The sequence below is a fragment of the Acinetobacter sp. V104_13 genome (assembly GCF_031798995.1).
In the GTDB taxonomy this organism is placed as follows: Bacteria; Pseudomonadota; Gammaproteobacteria; order Pseudomonadales; family Moraxellaceae; genus Acinetobacter; species Acinetobacter pittii.
Genome location: NZ_JAVQNP010000027.1, coordinates 137,304 through 155,233, shown reverse-complemented (window position 1 = coordinate 155,233; position 17,930 = coordinate 137,304). Strand labels below are relative to the sequence as shown.

Genomic DNA, 17,930 nt, shown 5'->3' with positions numbered 1-17,930 from the left:
TTGAGTCAGAGAGCTTAATTCCTGAAATAAGCAAGATAGTCAATTTCAGTTTTACAGTCCGTATTCTTCCCCAAGGTGCGGACTTTTTTTATAAAAAAAACATGAGTAAAGCATAGGGTTATTTCTATTTTTTATTAACTTAAAACTTGTTATTTACTTGCTTTATATGCTCTTTACTTTTTGATTTAAAATAATTTTTAGAGTGATAATTTTATATTTGTATGAGTTGTTGATTTAAATCAAAGTCTTTTATTCTCTTACGCTCTTTTCTATGTCAGAATTATTTAAATACTTACTTTTATTGTTTGGCTTTGCCAACCCTCCATCGCATTTTTGCAGGTACTCCCATGTTTTATAGTTTTTATTCATCTATTCAGCTATTTATTCAGCTTCCCAACCAGACAGATTAAGGACATAAATATAAAAAGGGAATGCATAAAATGAACTTAGAAGTACGTTGGGTAGAAGACCTTTTGACACTTGAACGTGAGCGTTCTATTTCAAAAGCAGCCGAAAAACGATTTATTAGTCAATCTGCGTTTACGCGTAGAATTCAGCAAATAGAAGAGATGATCGGAGCTGAAGTTATTATTCGAAATAATAAAAATAATATTGAATTTACAGACATTGGGCGGATTATGCTGGTGATGTCTAAAAATATTGAGAAGCAGGTAGAAGAAACAGCAAAGCTGATTAAAAACATCAAAAATGAAACCGAATCTACGATTCGTTTCTGTGTTGTTCATTCATTAGCATCAGGTTTTTTAACCACTTTTTTAAAAAAATTCCCAACGTTTATGCGTGATTTAAAAATTGAAATTGTCGCAACGAATAGTGGTGAAGGCTTATCTCTTTTAAAAGAAGGTGCCTGCGATTTTATGATTTGCTATGCAGATCGATCTAATATTAATCGAGTTGGTGATGATATTTTAAGTGGCATCAAGATCGCTGAAACAGAGATTGTTCCAGTGTCAGCTACCGAAGCAGATCATACGCCTAAGCATACAATTCAGAGTAATTTTTCATTACTTGCTTATAGTAAACATGCTTATTTGCGCAAATTGGTCGATCAATTGATTGAAGGTAAACTGATCTATAAAACCTTATATGAAACTGACAATGCCACCAACTTGAAAGAGCTTGTATTACAAGGTTTAGGTGTAGCATGGATTCCAAAAATTAATGTAGAGGAAGATCTCGCTACCGGAAAATTGGTCATGTTGGACCATAACGAATACTGCCTGCCACAGGATATTTATATTTTTAAAAATAACTTGAGTGATAACAAATCTGTTCAGCAAATTTGGAAGGGCTTCCAAACTCAGCATGATTAAAATTTATAATGATATGTGATGTCCTCAAGATATTTACATACAAAGTAATCAATTAAAGAGCTCATACCTTTGTCTTTATGATGAAAGGCTTTATAAAGCATTGCTCATGGTCTAGATTCTTTGTTAATTTAGACCATATATCAATAATTCAGAAATCTAGAGAGCATTTTTATATCTGCTGTGCCTGATTTCATTCCTTTTGAATGGATTATTTGATCCAGACGGAGACAATTTTGTTTGATCTAGATAGTAGATTACTAAATATTTTTTATCATATTTATCGGTTTAAAAGTGTTTCAATGGCTGCTGATGCTATTGGCCTTACACAACCGAGCGTTAGTAATGGACTGAACAAAATCCGTCAGCATTTTAATGATCCACTTTTTATTCGTGTTGGGAATGAGATGATCCCAACCGAATTAGCAAAAGAAATTTTTCCACTCATTAGTGAAGTTATTGATAAAGTGGAAAGCATTAATAACTTTAGTGTGAACTTTGATCCGCTAACTTCAGACCAACTTTTTACAATTGCGATGACAGATGTATCTCATTTGGTTTTATTACCGCAATTAACAAACTATTTAAAAGAGAAAGCCCCTTTAATTCGCTTGAATATCAGGCCCATTACGCCAGAAACCAGCTATCAAATGGCAAATGGTGAGATTGATCTTGCAATTGGCTTTTTACCCCAACTAGAAGAAGGCTTTTATCAACAAAAGTTTTTTAAACAACATTATGTGGTGATTAGCTCTAAGAGCCATCCTCGTTTAGACCCAAATAATTTTACTTTAGATGATTATATGCGCGAGTATCATATCGATATTGATGCGGGAATCGGGCACTACCATATTAAAAATGAATTACAGAACAAAGGATTGGATCGAAATATCTTAATTCGATTACCGAGCTATCTTGGAGTGGGATTAGTCGTACAAGAAACAGATGCGATCGCAACGGTACCGTATTATTTAAGCCAAGTCTTATTGGTGAGAGAAAATTTACAGATTTTACCAGCACCTCTAGACTTCCCAACTTATGATGTTAAACAACATTGGCATATGTCTTGCCATCATAAAAGTAGCCATAAATGGTTCCGTCAAACCTGTTATGAACTTTTTAAAGTCTAAAAAAGAAGATGTAAGAAAAATTCTTACATCTTCCGTGCACTTTAATTTTTAGATTTCAATTGCAACAGCTGTAGCTTCACCACCACCAATACATAATGCAGCAACACCTTTCTTCTTACCAAAGCGTTTTAAAGCATAGATAAGAGAAAGAATAATTCTTGAACCAGTTGCGCCAATTGGATGGCCTAAAGCACAAGCACCACCATGGACGTTTACTTTTGCCTCATCAATGCCGAGTTCATGAATTGGCGCCATTGCGACCATTGCAAAAGCTTCATTAATTTCCCAAGCATCTACCTCGTCAACTGACCAACCAGCGCGCTCAAGCACTTTTTGAATAGCACTAATTGGAGCGATGGTAAATTCACTTGGATGCTGGGAGTGCGTAGAAGTTGCAACAATTTTTGCTAAAGTATTTAAACCATGACTTTGAGCATATTCTTCAGTGGTGAGTACTAACGCCGCAGCACCATCAGAAATTGAGCTTGAGTTCGCAGCTGTAATTGTCCCATCTTTACTAAAAGCTGGACGTAATGTTGGGATCTTCTCAAGATTCGCTTTTAATGGCTGTTCATCTTGATCGATAACTTCAACACCTTTACGTGTTTTTACTTCAACAGGAACAATTTCTTCTTTGAAATAACCTTCAGTAATCGCAGTTTGCGCTTTTTTAAGTGAAGAAATCGCAAAGTTATCCATTTGCTCACGTGTAAAACCTTTGGTGTTTGCCATGTCTTGAGCAAAAGAACCCATTAAGCGGCCTGTTTCAGCATCTTCAAGACCATCTAAAAACATATGGTCTTTAATTTCACCATGTCCCATACGGTAACCACCGCGAGCTTTAGGTAAAATATAAGGCGCATTGGTCATAGATTCCATGCCACCTGCCACAATAATATTGGCACTGCCTGCTTTTAAAGTATCTGATGCCATTAACACCGCTTTCATGGCAGAGCCACATAGTTTATTAATGGTAACTGCGCCGACATGATCAGGTACACCAGCTTTACGCATCGCCTGACGAGCAGGACCTTGACCTATACCTGCACTCAATACACAACCAAAAATAACTTCATCTACTTGGTCAGGTGCAACACCTGCACGTTGAATAGATTCACGAATTACAGCTGCGCCAAGCTCTGGTGCAGTTAAAGCAGATAGGTTACCTTGAAAACCGCCCATTGCAGTACGGCTACCTGAAACTATAACAATTGAACTCATCTTAATATCTCTTATTGATGTATTTGCTAAATTTGCCTTTAGCCTAAACCAAAGGCGCCAGTAAATTAAAAAGTAGGTGGGGTATAGCTAAGCGTTCTTCCAAAGAACCATAATAAAAATAAAACTAACGGAAAATGCACAACGAGCTGAGTGACTGTAAAACCAATCACATCTTTTGCTTTTAGTTTTAAAATGCCTAACATTGGAAGCATAAAGAACGGATTGATTAAGTTCGGTAAAGCTTCGGCTGCATTATAAATTTGTACAGACCAGCCTAAATGAACTTTCAAATCATTTGCTGCTTGCATGACATATGGGGCTTCAATAATCCATTTTCCACCGCCAGATGGCACAAAGAACCCAAGAATCGCAGAGTAAATTCCCATCACAATTGCAAAGGTTTCTTTTGAGGCGATTGAAACGAAAAACTCAGCTATATAATGCGACAGCGATAAATCTTGACTGTTTAAAGCTTGCGTCATAATAAAGGCGATACTTCCATAAAGTGGAAACTGAATTAAGATTCCTGAGACAGCCGGAACTGCTTTTGAAACTGCATTTAAAAAGTTTCGTGGTGTGCCATGTAACGCTAAACCAAGCATTAAAAACACAAAGTTGTATGTATTTAAGCTTGAAATAGCAATAATTGGATTACTTTTTGAAAACTCAAAAAACATCCAGATTAATCCTAATGCGACCACAATAATCGTTAAGATAGGCGAGTTTTCTAACCAGTCACCTGGACGATTAGATTTCTCATCATGGGGTTTGTCTTCTTCAAATTGAACATCAAAACTATCAATCGTTTTAACATTATTACCTTTTGGAGCTGACCAGTAAGCGATTGCGATTGAAACAATCACTAAAATAATAGTCATCGCAATTGATTGCCAAAGGAAAATCGTTTCAGTAAATGGAATAACGCCAGTTAGGTTGTAAATTGACTCAGGTAAACTAGTTTTATTCGCTTGAAGCTGTGCTGCCGAAGAGCTGATTCCAAGAGCCCAAGTTGCACCCATACCAATGATTGCTGCCGCTGCCGCAGCGCGGTAATCCATATTCAGCTCTTTACGTTTCGCTAATGCAATCACTAAAAGTGCTGTAAGAATCGTGCTTACTGCCCAATTGACCAGTGAAATTAACAAGCTGACGGTTGCAACTAAAACAATAGCACCACGTCCAGAATTTGGAATACGTGCCATTTTTTGAATGAGGAACTTTACGGGCTTAGATACAGAAACGACATAACCTACAATAATGAGCATCGTCATTTGCAGAGTAAAGGGAATAAGACTCCAGAAACCGTTACCGAAGGAAGTCGCGACATCGTGAATAGGTGCACCAATACCTAAAGCGGCAACTGACACGATAATGACGCCAAGTAATGCAAAAATATATGAATCAGGAAACCATTTTTCAGACCAATCACTAATCCGAAGAGCGAATCTTTCAAAAATTCCTTGCTTTTTTTCCATAGCTGAAAAAATCCTTCTCATTCTTATTTATAGACAGCACATCCGGTGCTTTAAAGGGCTAAGACTCAAGCTCACTTTCTAACTTAAGTCTTATCTGGCTTACTAAAAATTAAAATTTACGCGACTAAGGTTTTATAAAACTCAACGCCAGTAGCAGCTTGAATCTGTTCAAGCGTGACATCTTTAGCAAGTTCAATCAGCTCTACGCCTTGTGGTGTAATGTCCATTACACCTAAGTCAGTAATGACGCGATGAACCACACCTTTACCTGTTAAAGGTAGGCTACAGTTTTTAACGATCTTTGGCGTACCATCTTTTGCACAGTGTTCCATAAGCACTACAACTTTTTGGACACCAACAACCAAATCCATGGCACCACCCATACCTTTGACTTTCTTGCCAGGAATCATCCAGTTCGCTAAGTCACCATTTTCGGAAACTTCCATTGCACCTAAAATTGCAATGTTGACATGGCCACCGCGGATCATGGCAAAAGATTCTGAGCTTGAGAAAAATGCTGCACCAGGGCGAGCAGTAACTGTTTGTTTACCGGCGTTAATTAAATCAGCATCAACAGTTTCTTCAGTTGGAAACTCACCAATGCCTAATAGACCATTTTCAGATTGAAGCCAAACATTAATATTTTCTGGAATATAGTTAGCAACTAGAGTAGGTAAGCCAATACCTAAATTGACATAAAAACCGTCTTCAAGTTCTTTTGCAGCACGTTGTGCCATTTCATTGCGTGACCAAGCCATTTTATACTGCCTCCGTGCTTAAAGTTTTATGCTCAATACGTTTTTCAGGTGACGCATTAAGTACAATGCGGTTTACATAGATACCCGCTAAATGGATCTCATCCGGATCTAATTCACCAATTTCAACAACCTGTTCAACTTCGGCGATTGTAATTTTTCCAGCCATTGCACATTCAGGGTTAAAATTCTGAGCAGTTTTACGGAACACTAAGTTACCAGCCTTATCTGCCTTATAGGCCTTAACAAGAGCCACATCTGCTGTTAAAGATTCTTCTAAAATGTAGTTTTTGCCATTAAAGGTACGTTCTTCTTTACCTTCGGCAATGAGTGTACCAACGCCAGTTTGTGTATAAAACGCCGGAATTCCAGCACCGCCAGCACGTAACTTTTCAGCTAAAGTACCTTGTGGAGTAAGTTCTACATCAAGTTCACCATTTAAATATTGGCGCTCAAATTCTTTGTTTTCACCAACATAAGAAGAGATCATTTTTTTGATCTGTTTGGTTTGAAGCAAAATACCTAAACCAAAATCATCTACACCTGCGTTATTTGAAATACAAGTTAGACCAGTCACACCACTTTGCTTAACTGCAACAATCAGTTTTTCCGGAATTCCACATAAACCAAAACCGCCCACGGCAAGTGTTTGATTATCTGCAATAACATCTTTCAGTGCTGCCTCTGCATTGGCATAAACTTTATTCATTCTATTGTTATCCTATATCCCTTAGTAATCTTAGTTTTAGCATCACATTTTGCGTTATAGAAGTTAATTTTTTTAAATGATTAATAAGTATAATCAATGAATGGTTTCAAATCGTCTACAAAAGATCAGACGAACATAAAGCAAAATACTTTAAAAAATCACCTCATATCATTGAAAATTATTATAATTAATAATTTTAGCTTAAGCGTATGCTTAGCTCATCCTAAAAAGCAGTCTTTAATTTTTTAAAATTTATATTGAATCAAAGCTTCAATAAATTGAGTCGAAATATTTGAAATTTCAAAGTTCTTTTTATAAACAATTCCTACAGTCTTATGGATAGATTCATCCTTTAACTCAATGAGTACGTTATGTTCTTTATCAATGTGTTTAGCAAAATGTCTTGGAATTGCACTTACCCCAATTCCATAAGCCACAAAACTTGAAAGTGATGAAATTTGATGACATTCAACTTTCAAATCGAGCGTTATATTATTTCGCAAACAATTCTGCTCAACCAAATATCGAACAATTGAAGGTTTTTGCAATGTCACGAATGGATTTGAACAAAGCTCTTGCCATGTAATAGAAGATGATTGAGCAAGTGGGTGAGTCTTTGGTAATAGAGCTAAGAAATCTTCTTCAAATAGTGGTTTGAACTCTAGGCCTTCGGTGAGATCAGGTTCAAAGCAGATACCAAGCTCGAAAATACCATCTTGTACTTTTTCTATAATGGTTTCATTGGGAATATCGTGAATTGAAAAGTTAAGATTGGGATGAAGTTCTAAAAATTGATGAATCACCTCAGGCAAAATTGCATGGGTCACAAAGGGCATTGAGGCAATACTTAAAGTTCCACGATTGAGCTTAAAACGTTGTTTAACATCGTTTTCCATTTCATCCCAATTGGCGAGTAATTTTTTAGCATAGGGAATGAGGGATTTACCTTCTTGTGTAAGCTCAACACGGCGAGTATTACGGTTAAAGAGCTTTCCGCCTAATTCTTCCTCTAAGCTTTTGATGGTGAGACTTAAAGCAGACTGGCTGAGATGTAGCTCTAAAGAGGCATTAGCATAGTTGAGGGTACGCGCAAGGGCTAAAAAAGCTTTTAGTTGTTTAAGCGTCATTTCATTCCTTTAGATTACCCAGCTCACTTAGAAGGGTAATTTATACGAAAATTTGTTTAATATGATGTTTTTTTAAAAAAAATTAAGAAAATAAAGCAGGGGACAATAGGCTGAGCTACTTCAGTAAATTTTCCCAACAAAACTCATCTGTGTTGTTAGCAAAGTATAGAGCCATTCCAACTATATGGAAAAACAAATAACCTAGCCAAATTGCTTGAGGAGCAACTTTTAAGCCTTCTAATAAAATAGTTATTGAATAGATTGTTAACAAAAAGGTAAAGAGGATGATGTATGTAGTACTCGCTACAAATTTATATTTTGGTGCTAATTGAGGAATTTTATAACCAATCAAAATTTGCATACCGCAATTTATGATCAATGAAAGTATAGCTACAAGGATTTGTGGCATATTTAGATATGTTAAAGAGAGTTGCATAATTATGAAAATAATTTGCCACAGTATAAACATCCCCCAAGGATATATTATAAATTTAATCCACATCATATTTTGTTTTCTTATCAAGATCTTACATTGTTATTCTATTGAATAATTTAAATTAAATAAATACTATTTTTAAAAAATTTAAAGCACTGGCAGGTGGTTTTTAACTTTCTGAGCTGTTAAATTTTAAACATTATTAAAATGGATAATTTCATGAAAAAGATTATTTTTTTAGGATTAGTTCTTGGTTTATTTGGGTGTTCAACAGCTCCAGTTGTTTCGAATACAGCGAAACCAATACCTAATGAGAGAGTGTACAATCAGAACTACTTAAAGAAACAGACTCCTGAACAAGCACAAGTTACATTTTTAAGAGATAAAGGTTTTCTAGGATCTGGCTGTACTCATGATATTTATGTAAATAACGAAAAAGCATTCTCAATCCACTCAAACGAAATAGCTACCATTTATCTTGAGCCTAAATATTATATCTTTAGATTAGAAACTGGTGGGGGAATGTGCCCAAATATTGCAACTTCCCAAGAAACGGAAGTCAGACCAGGAGCTGAGATAGAATATCGCATTTTACTTCCATCCGACTTTAATTTAAGACTAACTCGAATGAAATAAAAGAGTAAGTTTCTGGGGCTAAGGCAATCGAGTAATATTAGCTTTTAATTAAACCCACTCGTCATAAGGTGGGTTTTTTCTTACTTACTAATAGACATTAATCTAAGCCAAGAAAATATTTATCAAATTAATTTAAAAAACATATTATTTAATTGTCTTTATTAAATAATAAAAAGATATTGATTTAATTTACTCAATAATTAATAAGTTTTATTAAATAATAATAGTTTTTAAATAATTAAATTTTACTAATGAAGAAACTTAACTATTTGTATTTCATTTATATTTTAAAATTAAAATAAATTACATTGTTTTTAAATATTTTAATGATATTTTATTTTTAAGCTCATTTACCTATTACCACACATGGATATTGTGATTTTTATCATTATAGGTTTGGGATAACCTAAATATCTTTTGGTAATTTAATTGAACCTAATATCTATTCTTTAGGGAGAAAGAATATATGTGGGAATTATTTGTAATTCTACTTTCACTTGGGCTGTTGATGTATACAGCTTACAAGGGCTTTTCAGTCATTCTCATGGCACCAATTTGTGCCTTACTTGCTGTTCTACTCATTAACCCTGCAAATGTCTTACCGTTTTATTCGGGTGTATTTATGCCCAAAATGGTGAACTTTATTAAAGATTACTTTCTTGTATTTTTACTCGGGGCAATTTTCGGTAAAGTCGTTGAAATGTCAGGAATTGCTGAGTCTATTGCACGAACCATTGTGAGATGGATTGGAGCAAAAAAAGCAATTTTAACCGTTGTATTGTTAGGTGCAATTTTAACATATAGCGGTGTAAGTTTATTTGTTGCTGTGTTTGCCATTTATCCTTTTGCAAACCAGCTATTTAGACAAGCCAATATTCCAAAACGTTTAATTCCGGGGACCATCGCGCTTGGTGCATTTACATTTACCATGGATGCATTGCCAGGTACGCCACAAATTCAAAACGTAATTCCAACTACATTCTTTGGCACCAATATTTATGCCGCACCATTTCTAGGAATTATCGGTGCAATTTTTGTTTTATGCATGGGTTTGGCTTACTTAGAATGGCGTCGCCGCGCTGCTGCAAAAGCAGGTGAAGGGTACTCTGGCTTTGGCGCAGACAACACACAGCCTCAAGAAATTGAAGCCGATATGAACTTGCAAAATAACGGAAGTACGGCGCGTCAGTTTTTAGCTTTTGTACCTCTTATTCTTGTTGCTGTAATGAACAAATATTTGTCTAAAGCAATCAAAGAGTGGTATCCAAATGGTTTTGATTTTGCCGCAGTTGGATTAGCGGATTACACCGTAGATGTTGCGAAAACTGGCGCGATCTGGGCGGTGGGCCTTGCGCTTATTGTCGGGATTATTTCCGCAATTTTATTTGATTATCAGCGTGTAGTGATGAACTTCAAAGAGGGTATTAATGCGAGTATTGGTGGTTCACTTTTAGCGGTGATGAATACAGCTTCTGAGTATGGTTTCGGTGCAATTATTGCGTCATTACCGGGCTTTGCTCTGATTAGCCATGCAATGAGTAGTACCTTCACAAATCCTTTAGTCAATGGGGCTGTGACCACAACCGTTTTAGCAGGTATTACCGGTTCAGCTTCGGGTGGTATGAGTATCGCTTTAAGTGCGATGGCTGAACAATATAACGCCGCGATTTTAGCTGCGGGTATTCCACCAGAAGTCATGCACCGTGTGGTTGCGATGGCGTCAGGCGGTATGGATACACTTCCGCATAATGGTGCTGTTATTACTTTACTCGCTGTTACTGGGTTAACCCATAAACAATCGTATAAAGATATTTTTGCAGTTACCGTAATTAAAACATTAGCGGTATTTGTGGTGATTACGGTCTTTACCGTAACAGGTATTGTTTAAATCAGCACATTATAAGTATTAAGGAGTAAATAAATGACTAAACTTTTAGACGGTAAAGTTGCTTTTATTACAGGTTCTGCAAGTGGTATCGGTCTAGAGATTGCTAAGAAATTTGCTCAAGAAGGTGCCAAAGTTGTTATTTCTGATATGAATGCTGAAAAGTGCCAAGAAACGGCGAACTCTCTTAAAGAGCAAGGTTTTGATGCATTATCTGCACCTTGTGATGTGACCGATGAAGATGCTTATAGACAAGCCATTGAGCTGACTCAAAAGACCTTTGGTACAGTTGATATCTTAATTAATAATGCTGGTTTCCAGCATGTTGCGCCTATTGAAGAGTTTCCAACTGCTGTTTTTCAAAAGTTAGTTCAAGTCATGTTAACGGGGGCATTTATTGGGATTAAACATGTCCTTCCAATTATGAAAGCTCAAAAATATGGCCGTATCATTAATATGGCTTCAATTAATGGTTTGATTGGTTTCGCTGGAAAGGCCGGTTATAACAGTGCTAAACATGGCGTAATTGGTCTAACAAAAGTTGCCGCTTTAGAATGTGCACGTGACGGTATTACAGTAAATGCTTTATGTCCAGGTTATGTAGATACGCCATTGGTTCGTGGGCAAATTGCAGATTTAGCTAAAACTCGTAATGTAAGTTTAGACAGCGCACTTGAAGATGTAATTTTGGCAATGGTTCCTCAAAAGCGGTTGCTCTCTGTTGAAGAAATTGCTGACTATGCAATTTTCCTTGCGAGTAGCAAAGCAGGTGGGGTAACAGGCCAAGCTGTGGTGATGGATGGTGGTTACACTGCCCAATAATTTAAGTATTTTATAAAAGCCGCTTATTTAAAATAGGTGGTTTTTTTATTCGTTAAAAATTTACGATAATCTACTGTTCAAAAGAATGCTTTATCTCTACTCTATTTCTTTATAAAAAATCTAATAAAATAAGTTTGTTAAGGTATGAAATTATACTTTAAAGGTATTTAACTTATTTCCATTTTTAAAATCTAATAGAGTATGAGAAAGTAATCTTCAGTTTCTTTCTTGATTCGATATTTTTTCAGGAAAACTCGTCAATTAAAGGATATTAATTGGCATACAAGTTGCTTTTTAAGCAATAAGTTATTTAGCTAGGTGAAAAGGATATGATATCACTCAGCCAACAGACGGAACTCAATCATTATTCGCGCAAAGCTGAATTTGCGCAGAATTTGATGTCCACAATTTGTGGGGAACACCGTCTAGATACAATTTACAAAGACACTCTCGATTTTCACTATGACGGAATGCGTTTGCCTAATAAAAAAATGGCAATCGGTACAATCAGTTATGGTGCAAACGTTGCCATTAACATCTCAAATTTAAAAGCGTATAGTATTAGCTTACCTATACAAGGGCGACAAGCTCTCAATATTCGTGGCGCTCATTATCAGTCTGATGAAAACAGAGGCCTTATTGTTTCTAATAACGATCAGCAAGATTTGATTATCGATAAAGATTGTAGAAAATTTCAGGTCGTTATTCCTGAGCGAAGTATGCAGATTGTCCTTGCGGATCTACTGAATAAACCCATAGAGACACCTATCATTTTTAATCCTGAAATGCACTTAGACTCTGAGCAACTTATTGGTGCATGGTGGAAGAATATTCAAAATTTTTTACAGCTAAAATCGCAATATAGCAATTTTTATGGTTTGCAGATGTTATCTGAAGACTATGAAAATTTTGTAATTAAAGCTTTACTATTATCTCAAGAAAACAACTACTCTGAAGCCTTAAAGTCACTTTCACATCAAGATGAGCCAGCTTATATACGTAAGGTTCGTAATTTTATTATTGAACATGCGCACGAGGAAATCTGTGCAGAAGATTTGCAGCGTTTGGCTGGGGTTTCAAAATCAAAATTGTATGATGAATTTCAACAATACTACGGCACCAGTCCAATGTCGTATTTAAAAAAATATCGCCTCCAACAAATTTACAAAATTCTGAGCACCACAGGAGCTGATAGAAAGGTTTCTATTTCAAAGCTTGCGTATGACTGGGGCTTTAACCATTTAAGTCGTTTTTCTCAAGAATATCGTGAAGAATTTGGAGAAAATCCAAGTGAGACTAAAGGGAAAATTTTCTAATATTTAATTTTTCGCAATAAAAAACTGATTTAGGCAACTAAATCAGTTTTTTATTTATCGCTTAATATTTATAGACTTTCTTCGAGCTTTAACACTTGTTTGTTTTTAGATTTCTCATAAATCACTTTCAAGCTAAGCGCAATAAATGAGATGAAGGTTGGTAATGCAAGAATAAAGAAAATACCGCTTAAGCTTAGGTTAAAAGTGAAAATGAGCGAGCCAAAGAAAGCACCTAAAATTGCACCGATACGACCAATACCATGCATCCATGAAACACCAACCGCGCGGCAAACTGCTGGATAGAACATAGCTGCAAGTGGCAGTAATGAAGACTGTGCACCAGCGAGCAATGCACCAATTAAGAAGATAGTAAGACCTAACAAGAAAATATTTGAGCTCACTAGACCTGCAATAATGAACAGTCCGAAAGCGATGAGATATGAATATTTAATCACTGTAGTTGGATTCAGTTTATCCATGTACCATCCCATAATGGTTGCACCAATCACACCACCAAAAGGGAAAATCGCGGCAATTAAACTAAACTGTTGCGTACTAAAACCAGCTGTTTTTAAAATTGTTGGCATCCAGCTTGTTAAAAGATAAAACACTAAAAGACTCGTAAAGCAGCAGAGCCAAAGCATGCTTGAACCCCACAGATATTTTCCTAAAGCCACTTTAACTGGATTTTCATCTGAAGCATTTTCTGCTTGAGTTAAAACAAGTTTTACTGGCTCTTGGAAGGAATGTCCTTGAATATTTTCTAATATACGCTGAGCTTTGTCTTGTTGATGACGTGTAATTAAGTATTGAGTTGATTCAGGTAATTTAAGCAATAAAGCAACCACTAAAATTAGGGGAATGCTTCCGCCAATAATAATCACTTTTGCCCAGCCATAGCTTTCTAATAGATAAGCTGACAACACACCGCCACAAGAAATACCCAGCATAAAACCACAGCCAGCAAGACCTGTAAGGAATGCTTTACGTTTTACAGGCATATATTCAGAGACAATGGTACTGATGTTTGGCATGGCTGCGCCTAAACCAACACCTGTAATAAAGCGATAAATCATTAAGTCTTGAGTTGAATTAGCAAAGCCACACAAAATCGTAAATATGGAAAACAAAAGGCTGGTAAAAACAATAACGCCTTTACGGCCAAATTTATCGGCTAAGGGCCCCGAAATGATTGCACCAATTGACATGCCGACTAAAGCTGCACTTAAAACTGGGGCAAGCTGAGGCTTGGTAATTCCCCAATCATCTAATAATGCTGGGGCAATAAAACCGATAATTCCTGTGTCTAGACCATCACAGAAGAAGACAAAAAAGCCTAGGATAAAAACCATCCATTGTAATGGAGACAGTTTTTCGCGATTGATAATCGTGTTTGCATCTATCGTTTTCATACGTATTCCTTATTCATTAAAATTTTTTGCTGTAATTGACGAAGAAACGGTTTTCAGAGAAATCGTTTCCATGCTTAACGTCGTAATTGATAAAGATGTATTGAAGAGCTAAACCTTTGAGGAGTGGCTGTTGAAGGGCATAATTGACAATAACGTTTGCTTCACTTTCTTTATTTTTTAAGCCATCTGCTGTCTTAAAGTGATCGCCATATACATACTTCAAAGTGGTATTTAGGCCCAGCACATAATCTTTAAAGTCATAGCCATAGATGAAGTGATAAGACTTTTCATCTTGTTTGAAGAAACCAGTCGTATTCCAGTTAATGAAATAAGTTTCAGGCAAGAAACCATCTGGTAACGGGTAAGCAGACTCACCAATAATTTGCTGATAACCCACACCAAAACTATGATTTTTTATTTTAAGCGTTTCTAGTAACCCTACATTTTGTGCGTCGATGTCAAAAAGATTTCCATTATCTTTGGCATTGAAATATTTGAATTTTGAATTAACTGAAAAATTAGCGTTTTTCCATAGGTGGTCAACGCCGACATAATGTTTGTTATATAAATCCTCCATATTTCCAAAGTAATATTCGCCTTTCAACGTAGGCGTAAATTGATAGCGAAGATCTATATAGTTAAGGCCGTCGGAGTAACCAGTCACACCTTTTGAAGTAAAAGAAAATCGATGGAAATCTTCTTCATTTCGCGGTGATACTTTTTCAATACGGCCAATTTCTGCAAAAAGCTTATCGTTTAGCTGACTTTTAAGATTAGTTCCCCAATAAGACGTTAGAAGTTGTCGACTTGCATCTACAGTGGTTACGGGTAAATCCAGCCATAATTCACCAATGCTGAGTAGTGTCTTGTTATAGCCTAACTTTAAGGTTGCGCCATATTTTAGATAATCAGGTGCTTGGGACTGCGTCGCTTTATCGAAAGGTAATACCGTATCTGCAACATGTTTATCTTGGCTTAAACGAACCGCATATTGTGCTGAAGCATTTGCGCCAATTTGAATTGGGGTTCCACCAATTTCTAACGGCGTATCATGCATATTTGAGTTGTAAAATAGAGAAACTGATTGTGACCAGCTACCTGTGTCTTTTACATCTGGATTGTCATAGTTTCTGTCTATATATGCATTTTTTGATATAAATTTCCATTCTTCATCCGCTGAATAAGCCTGAGTAGAAAATGCACTACAACATAAAATATTGATGAGCATTAACGTTTTTTGTTGTCCATAAATTGGCCATGGTCGATGCATAAATAAAACGCCTTAATTTAGAAAATGACTGGGCTTTTTTTATGTAATCAAACGAATTACATGACTTGATTGAACTATTTTTAGCCAATCGTCACTATCCAATAAGTCCTAATCTTCATCCATTTTTTCCAAATTAGATAAAAAGTATTAATTTAATTTTTTAATTTAAAGTTATGAAATTTATTAGTTTTATTATTTTTAGTGTTTTATCCATTTTTATTGATTTTGATAATTGCGCAGAGATTGGATAGTGCTTGCAGCTTTTGGACAGCCTAAAAAAATATTCGGATAGAAGATAAAGCCATAACAATGTCAGGAGTTGACACTATGGCTGGTCAAACCGTTCAAATTAAAACAGCATCTGGAAAGCAGTTCAGTGCATATCTAGCGACACCAGAAACAGGAAAAGGACCTGGAGTGGTGCTTTGTCAGGAAATCTTTGGGGTGAATGCGGCCATGCGAGAAAAAGCAGAATTTCTTGCAGAAGAAGGCTATACCGTTTTAGTTCCTGATTTATTTTGGCGTGTAGCACCTAATATAGAACTGGGTTACACACCAGATGACTTTCAAAAAGCTTTTGAAATTTATCAGCAATATGACGAAAACCTCGGTGTTGAAGATATTCAGGACAGCTTAGCTTTTTTAAAGACTCGACCAGAATGTGACACTTCTACAGGTCTCGGTGTGGTGGGGTACTGTTTGGGTGGAAAGCTTGCTTATCTGGCAGGCTGCCGACTTCCTGATGTGGCATGTGCTGTAGGTTATTACGGTGTAGGCATTGAAAAATCGTTAGATGAGTTAGCCAACGTAAAAGGACGTTTGGTTTTACATATTGCAGAACTGGACCAATTTACACCGCCAGATACGAGACAAGCGATTGTTGATGCAGCCAACCAATATTCAAATGTACAAACTTATGTTTACAAAGGTGTTGATCATGCATTTGCACGCCCAAAAAGCAATCATTATCACAAACCTTCAGCACGTTTTGCCCACGAGCGTACAGTAACAGCTCTACATGACACGATTGGACCGAAATATGACCTAGTTGCCTTATGGGAAGAGCATATTCGTCATGAGTTTGATACGCGTGATGTGCCAGCAACCATGGCAACAATGGTCGCAGAACCGTATGTGAACCATATTCCAACTTTAACTGGTGGTGTAGGCCAAAGCCAGCTTGCTCGTTTTTATCAATATCACTTTGTCCATCAAAACCCGAAAGATATGAAGATCACCTCGATCTCTCGTACGGTTGGCTCAACGCAAGTGGTAGACGAGTTCATTATGAGCTTTACACACGACGCTGAAATTGACTGGTTATTACCGGGTGTAAAACCGACTGGTAAATATGTCGAGATTCCAATGTTAGGTGTAATTCAGTTCAGAGGTTCAAAGCTATGCCATGAGCATATTTACTGGGACCAAGCATCTGTACTTGTTCAAATTGGTTTATTAGACCCAACAGGCTTACCAGTTGCAGGTGTCGAGACAGCAAGAAAACTTCTTGATGAAGATCTTCCTTCAAATACGTTGATGCCATCTTGGTCAAGTAGTGAAGGCAAACCAGTCAATTAAGGAGAATCTGCAATGAATATAGATTTAAAAGGAAAAGTCGCTGTGGTGAGTGGCGGTGCAACACTGATTGGTAAAGCTGTTGTACAAGCTTTGGTAAGTGCGGGCGCTCATGTCGCTATCTTAGATATTGATGCCAAAGGCAAGTCAATTGCAGAAAGCTTTAACCATGATGTGATGTTTATTCAAACCGATTTAACCAGCGATGCGGCTATTCAACAAGCTGTGGCGGATATTCACCAACATTTAGGTGAAGTGAGTTACTTGGTCAATCTAGCATGTACCTACTTAGATGACGGTTTTAAATCTTCACGTCAGGACTGGTTACAAGCACTCGATCTTAATTTGGTCTCTACCGTTGAGCTGAGTCGTGCTTTATACCATGACCTAAAAAAGCAACAAGGTTCAATCGTTAATTTTACTTCAATCTCGGCCAAAGTGGCGCAAACAGGGCGCTGGTTATATCCAGTTTCCAAAGCTGCAATACGTCAACTCACACAAAGCATGGCAATGGATTTTGCTGCCGATGGTATTCGCGTCAATTCAGTTTCACCGGGTTGGACATGGTCTCGTGTCATTGCAGAAGTCAGTGGTAATAACCGTGAAAAAGCCGACAGTGTAGCAGCCGATTATCACTTGCTAGGCCGATTGGGTCATCCCGAAGAAGTTGCCAATGTTGTTTTGTTTTTATTGTCACCTGCTGCGAGCTTTGTTACCGGAGCAGATTACGCAGTTGACGGTGGCTATTCAGTGATGGGCCCCGAAGGATTACAGCCCGCTATTCCACGTTTAGCCGAATAGCACAGCGTTTTAAAAGCACATTTAGAAAA

Annotated in this window: 16 protein-coding genes; 8 read left to right on the top strand and 8 right to left on the bottom strand. The window is 36.8% G+C overall.

Translation table 11 applies throughout. The annotated features are described in order from the left end of the window. Nucleotides 1-440: 440 nt before the first annotated feature. Nucleotides 441-1,334 carry a LysR substrate-binding domain-containing protein gene (locus RMB06_RS13470; RefSeq protein WP_002113716.1) on the top strand — a complete coding sequence of 298 codons (894 nt, stop codon included), beginning with the start codon at nt 441-443 and terminating at the stop codon, nt 1,332-1,334. A 233-nt stretch (nt 1,335-1,567) separates the two neighbouring features. Continuing rightward, nucleotides 1,568-2,461 carry a LysR family transcriptional regulator gene (locus RMB06_RS13465; protein WP_003651675.1) on the top strand — a complete coding sequence of 298 codons (894 nt, stop codon included), beginning with the start codon at nt 1,568-1,570 and terminating at the stop codon, nt 2,459-2,461. Nucleotides 2,462-2,509: 48 nt separating this feature from the next. Here RMB06_RS13465 and RMB06_RS13460 read toward each other — a convergent pair whose 3' ends face one another. From RMB06_RS13460 to RMB06_RS13435, 6 genes are all read right to left on the bottom strand, one after another. Further along, on the bottom strand, nt 2,510-3,682 hold the full coding sequence (locus RMB06_RS13460) for a thiolase family protein (protein WP_311079897.1): 1,173 nt from the start codon (nt 3,680-3,682) through the stop codon (nt 2,510-2,512). Nucleotides 3,683-3,747: 65 nt separating this feature from the next. After that, complete coding sequence (locus RMB06_RS13455) at nt 3,748-5,157, bottom strand: short-chain fatty acid transporter (protein ID WP_262729397.1); 1,410 nt, start codon at nt 5,155-5,157, stop codon at nt 3,748-3,750. Between the two features lie 116 nt (nt 5,158-5,273). Continuing rightward, the gene (locus RMB06_RS13450) at nt 5,274-5,915 is read right to left on the bottom strand and encodes a 3-oxoacid CoA-transferase subunit B (protein WP_014206696.1); all 642 of its coding nucleotides are present in this window, start codon (nt 5,913-5,915) and stop codon (nt 5,274-5,276) included. 1 nt (nt 5,916) lies between these two features. Next, entirely contained in the window at nt 5,917-6,621 is a 705-nt protein-coding gene (locus tag RMB06_RS13445; protein WP_002113873.1) for a CoA transferase subunit A, read from the bottom strand. Between the two features lie 245 nt (nt 6,622-6,866). After that, on the bottom strand, nt 6,867-7,748 hold the full coding sequence (locus RMB06_RS13440) for a LysR family transcriptional regulator (RefSeq protein ID WP_014206698.1): 882 nt from the start codon (nt 7,746-7,748) through the stop codon (nt 6,867-6,869). Between the two features lie 115 nt (nt 7,749-7,863). Beyond that, nucleotides 7,864-8,253 carry a hypothetical protein gene (locus tag RMB06_RS13435; protein ID WP_311079896.1) on the bottom strand — a complete coding sequence of 130 codons (390 nt, stop codon included), beginning with the start codon at nt 8,251-8,253 and terminating at the stop codon, nt 7,864-7,866. Between the two features lie 150 nt (nt 8,254-8,403). On the opposite strand from RMB06_RS13435, the gene RMB06_RS13430 reads away from it, so the two are divergent. From RMB06_RS13430 to RMB06_RS13415, 4 genes are all read left to right on the top strand, one after another. After that, nucleotides 8,404-8,820 carry a hypothetical protein gene (locus RMB06_RS13430; protein ID WP_311079895.1) on the top strand — a complete coding sequence of 139 codons (417 nt, stop codon included), beginning with the start codon at nt 8,404-8,406 and terminating at the stop codon, nt 8,818-8,820. Between the two features lie 466 nt (nt 8,821-9,286). Continuing rightward, complete coding sequence (locus RMB06_RS13425) at nt 9,287-10,708, top strand: GntP family permease (RefSeq protein ID WP_311079894.1); 1,422 nt, start codon at nt 9,287-9,289, stop codon at nt 10,706-10,708. A 33-nt stretch (nt 10,709-10,741) separates the two neighbouring features. Beyond that, complete coding sequence (locus RMB06_RS13420; RefSeq protein ID WP_032000179.1) at nt 10,742-11,527, top strand: 3-hydroxybutyrate dehydrogenase; 786 nt, start codon at nt 10,742-10,744, stop codon at nt 11,525-11,527. Nucleotides 11,528-11,856: 329 nt separating this feature from the next. Further along, nucleotides 11,857-12,843 carry an AraC family transcriptional regulator gene (locus tag RMB06_RS13415; RefSeq protein ID WP_017481170.1) on the top strand — a complete coding sequence of 329 codons (987 nt, stop codon included), beginning with the start codon at nt 11,857-11,859 and terminating at the stop codon, nt 12,841-12,843. Nucleotides 12,844-12,911: 68 nt separating this feature from the next. Here the strand turns inward: RMB06_RS13415 and RMB06_RS13410 are convergent, their stop codons facing one another. Both RMB06_RS13410 and RMB06_RS13405 read right to left on the bottom strand, forming a co-directional pair. Further along, nucleotides 12,912-14,255, bottom strand: coding sequence for an MFS transporter (locus tag RMB06_RS13410; RefSeq protein ID WP_311079893.1), 1,344 nt, complete (start codon nt 14,253-14,255; stop codon nt 12,912-12,914). Between the two features lie 16 nt (nt 14,256-14,271). Then, nucleotides 14,272-15,483, bottom strand: coding sequence for an OprD family outer membrane porin (locus RMB06_RS13405; protein ID WP_404976485.1), 1,212 nt, complete (start codon nt 15,481-15,483; stop codon nt 14,272-14,274). Between the two features lie 369 nt (nt 15,484-15,852). Here RMB06_RS13405 and RMB06_RS13400 point away from each other — a divergent pair, with 369 nt between their 5' ends. Beyond that, a complete protein-coding gene (locus RMB06_RS13400; protein ID WP_311079891.1) occupies nt 15,853-17,103 on the top strand; it encodes a dienelactone hydrolase family protein in 1,251 nt (416 codons plus the stop codon). Between the two features lie 12 nt (nt 17,104-17,115). Continuing rightward, nucleotides 17,116-17,901, top strand: a complete 786-nt coding sequence (locus RMB06_RS13395; protein ID WP_311079890.1) for an SDR family oxidoreductase — start codon at nt 17,116-17,118, stop codon at nt 17,899-17,901. The last annotated feature ends 29 nt before the right edge of the window (nt 17,902-17,930 follow it).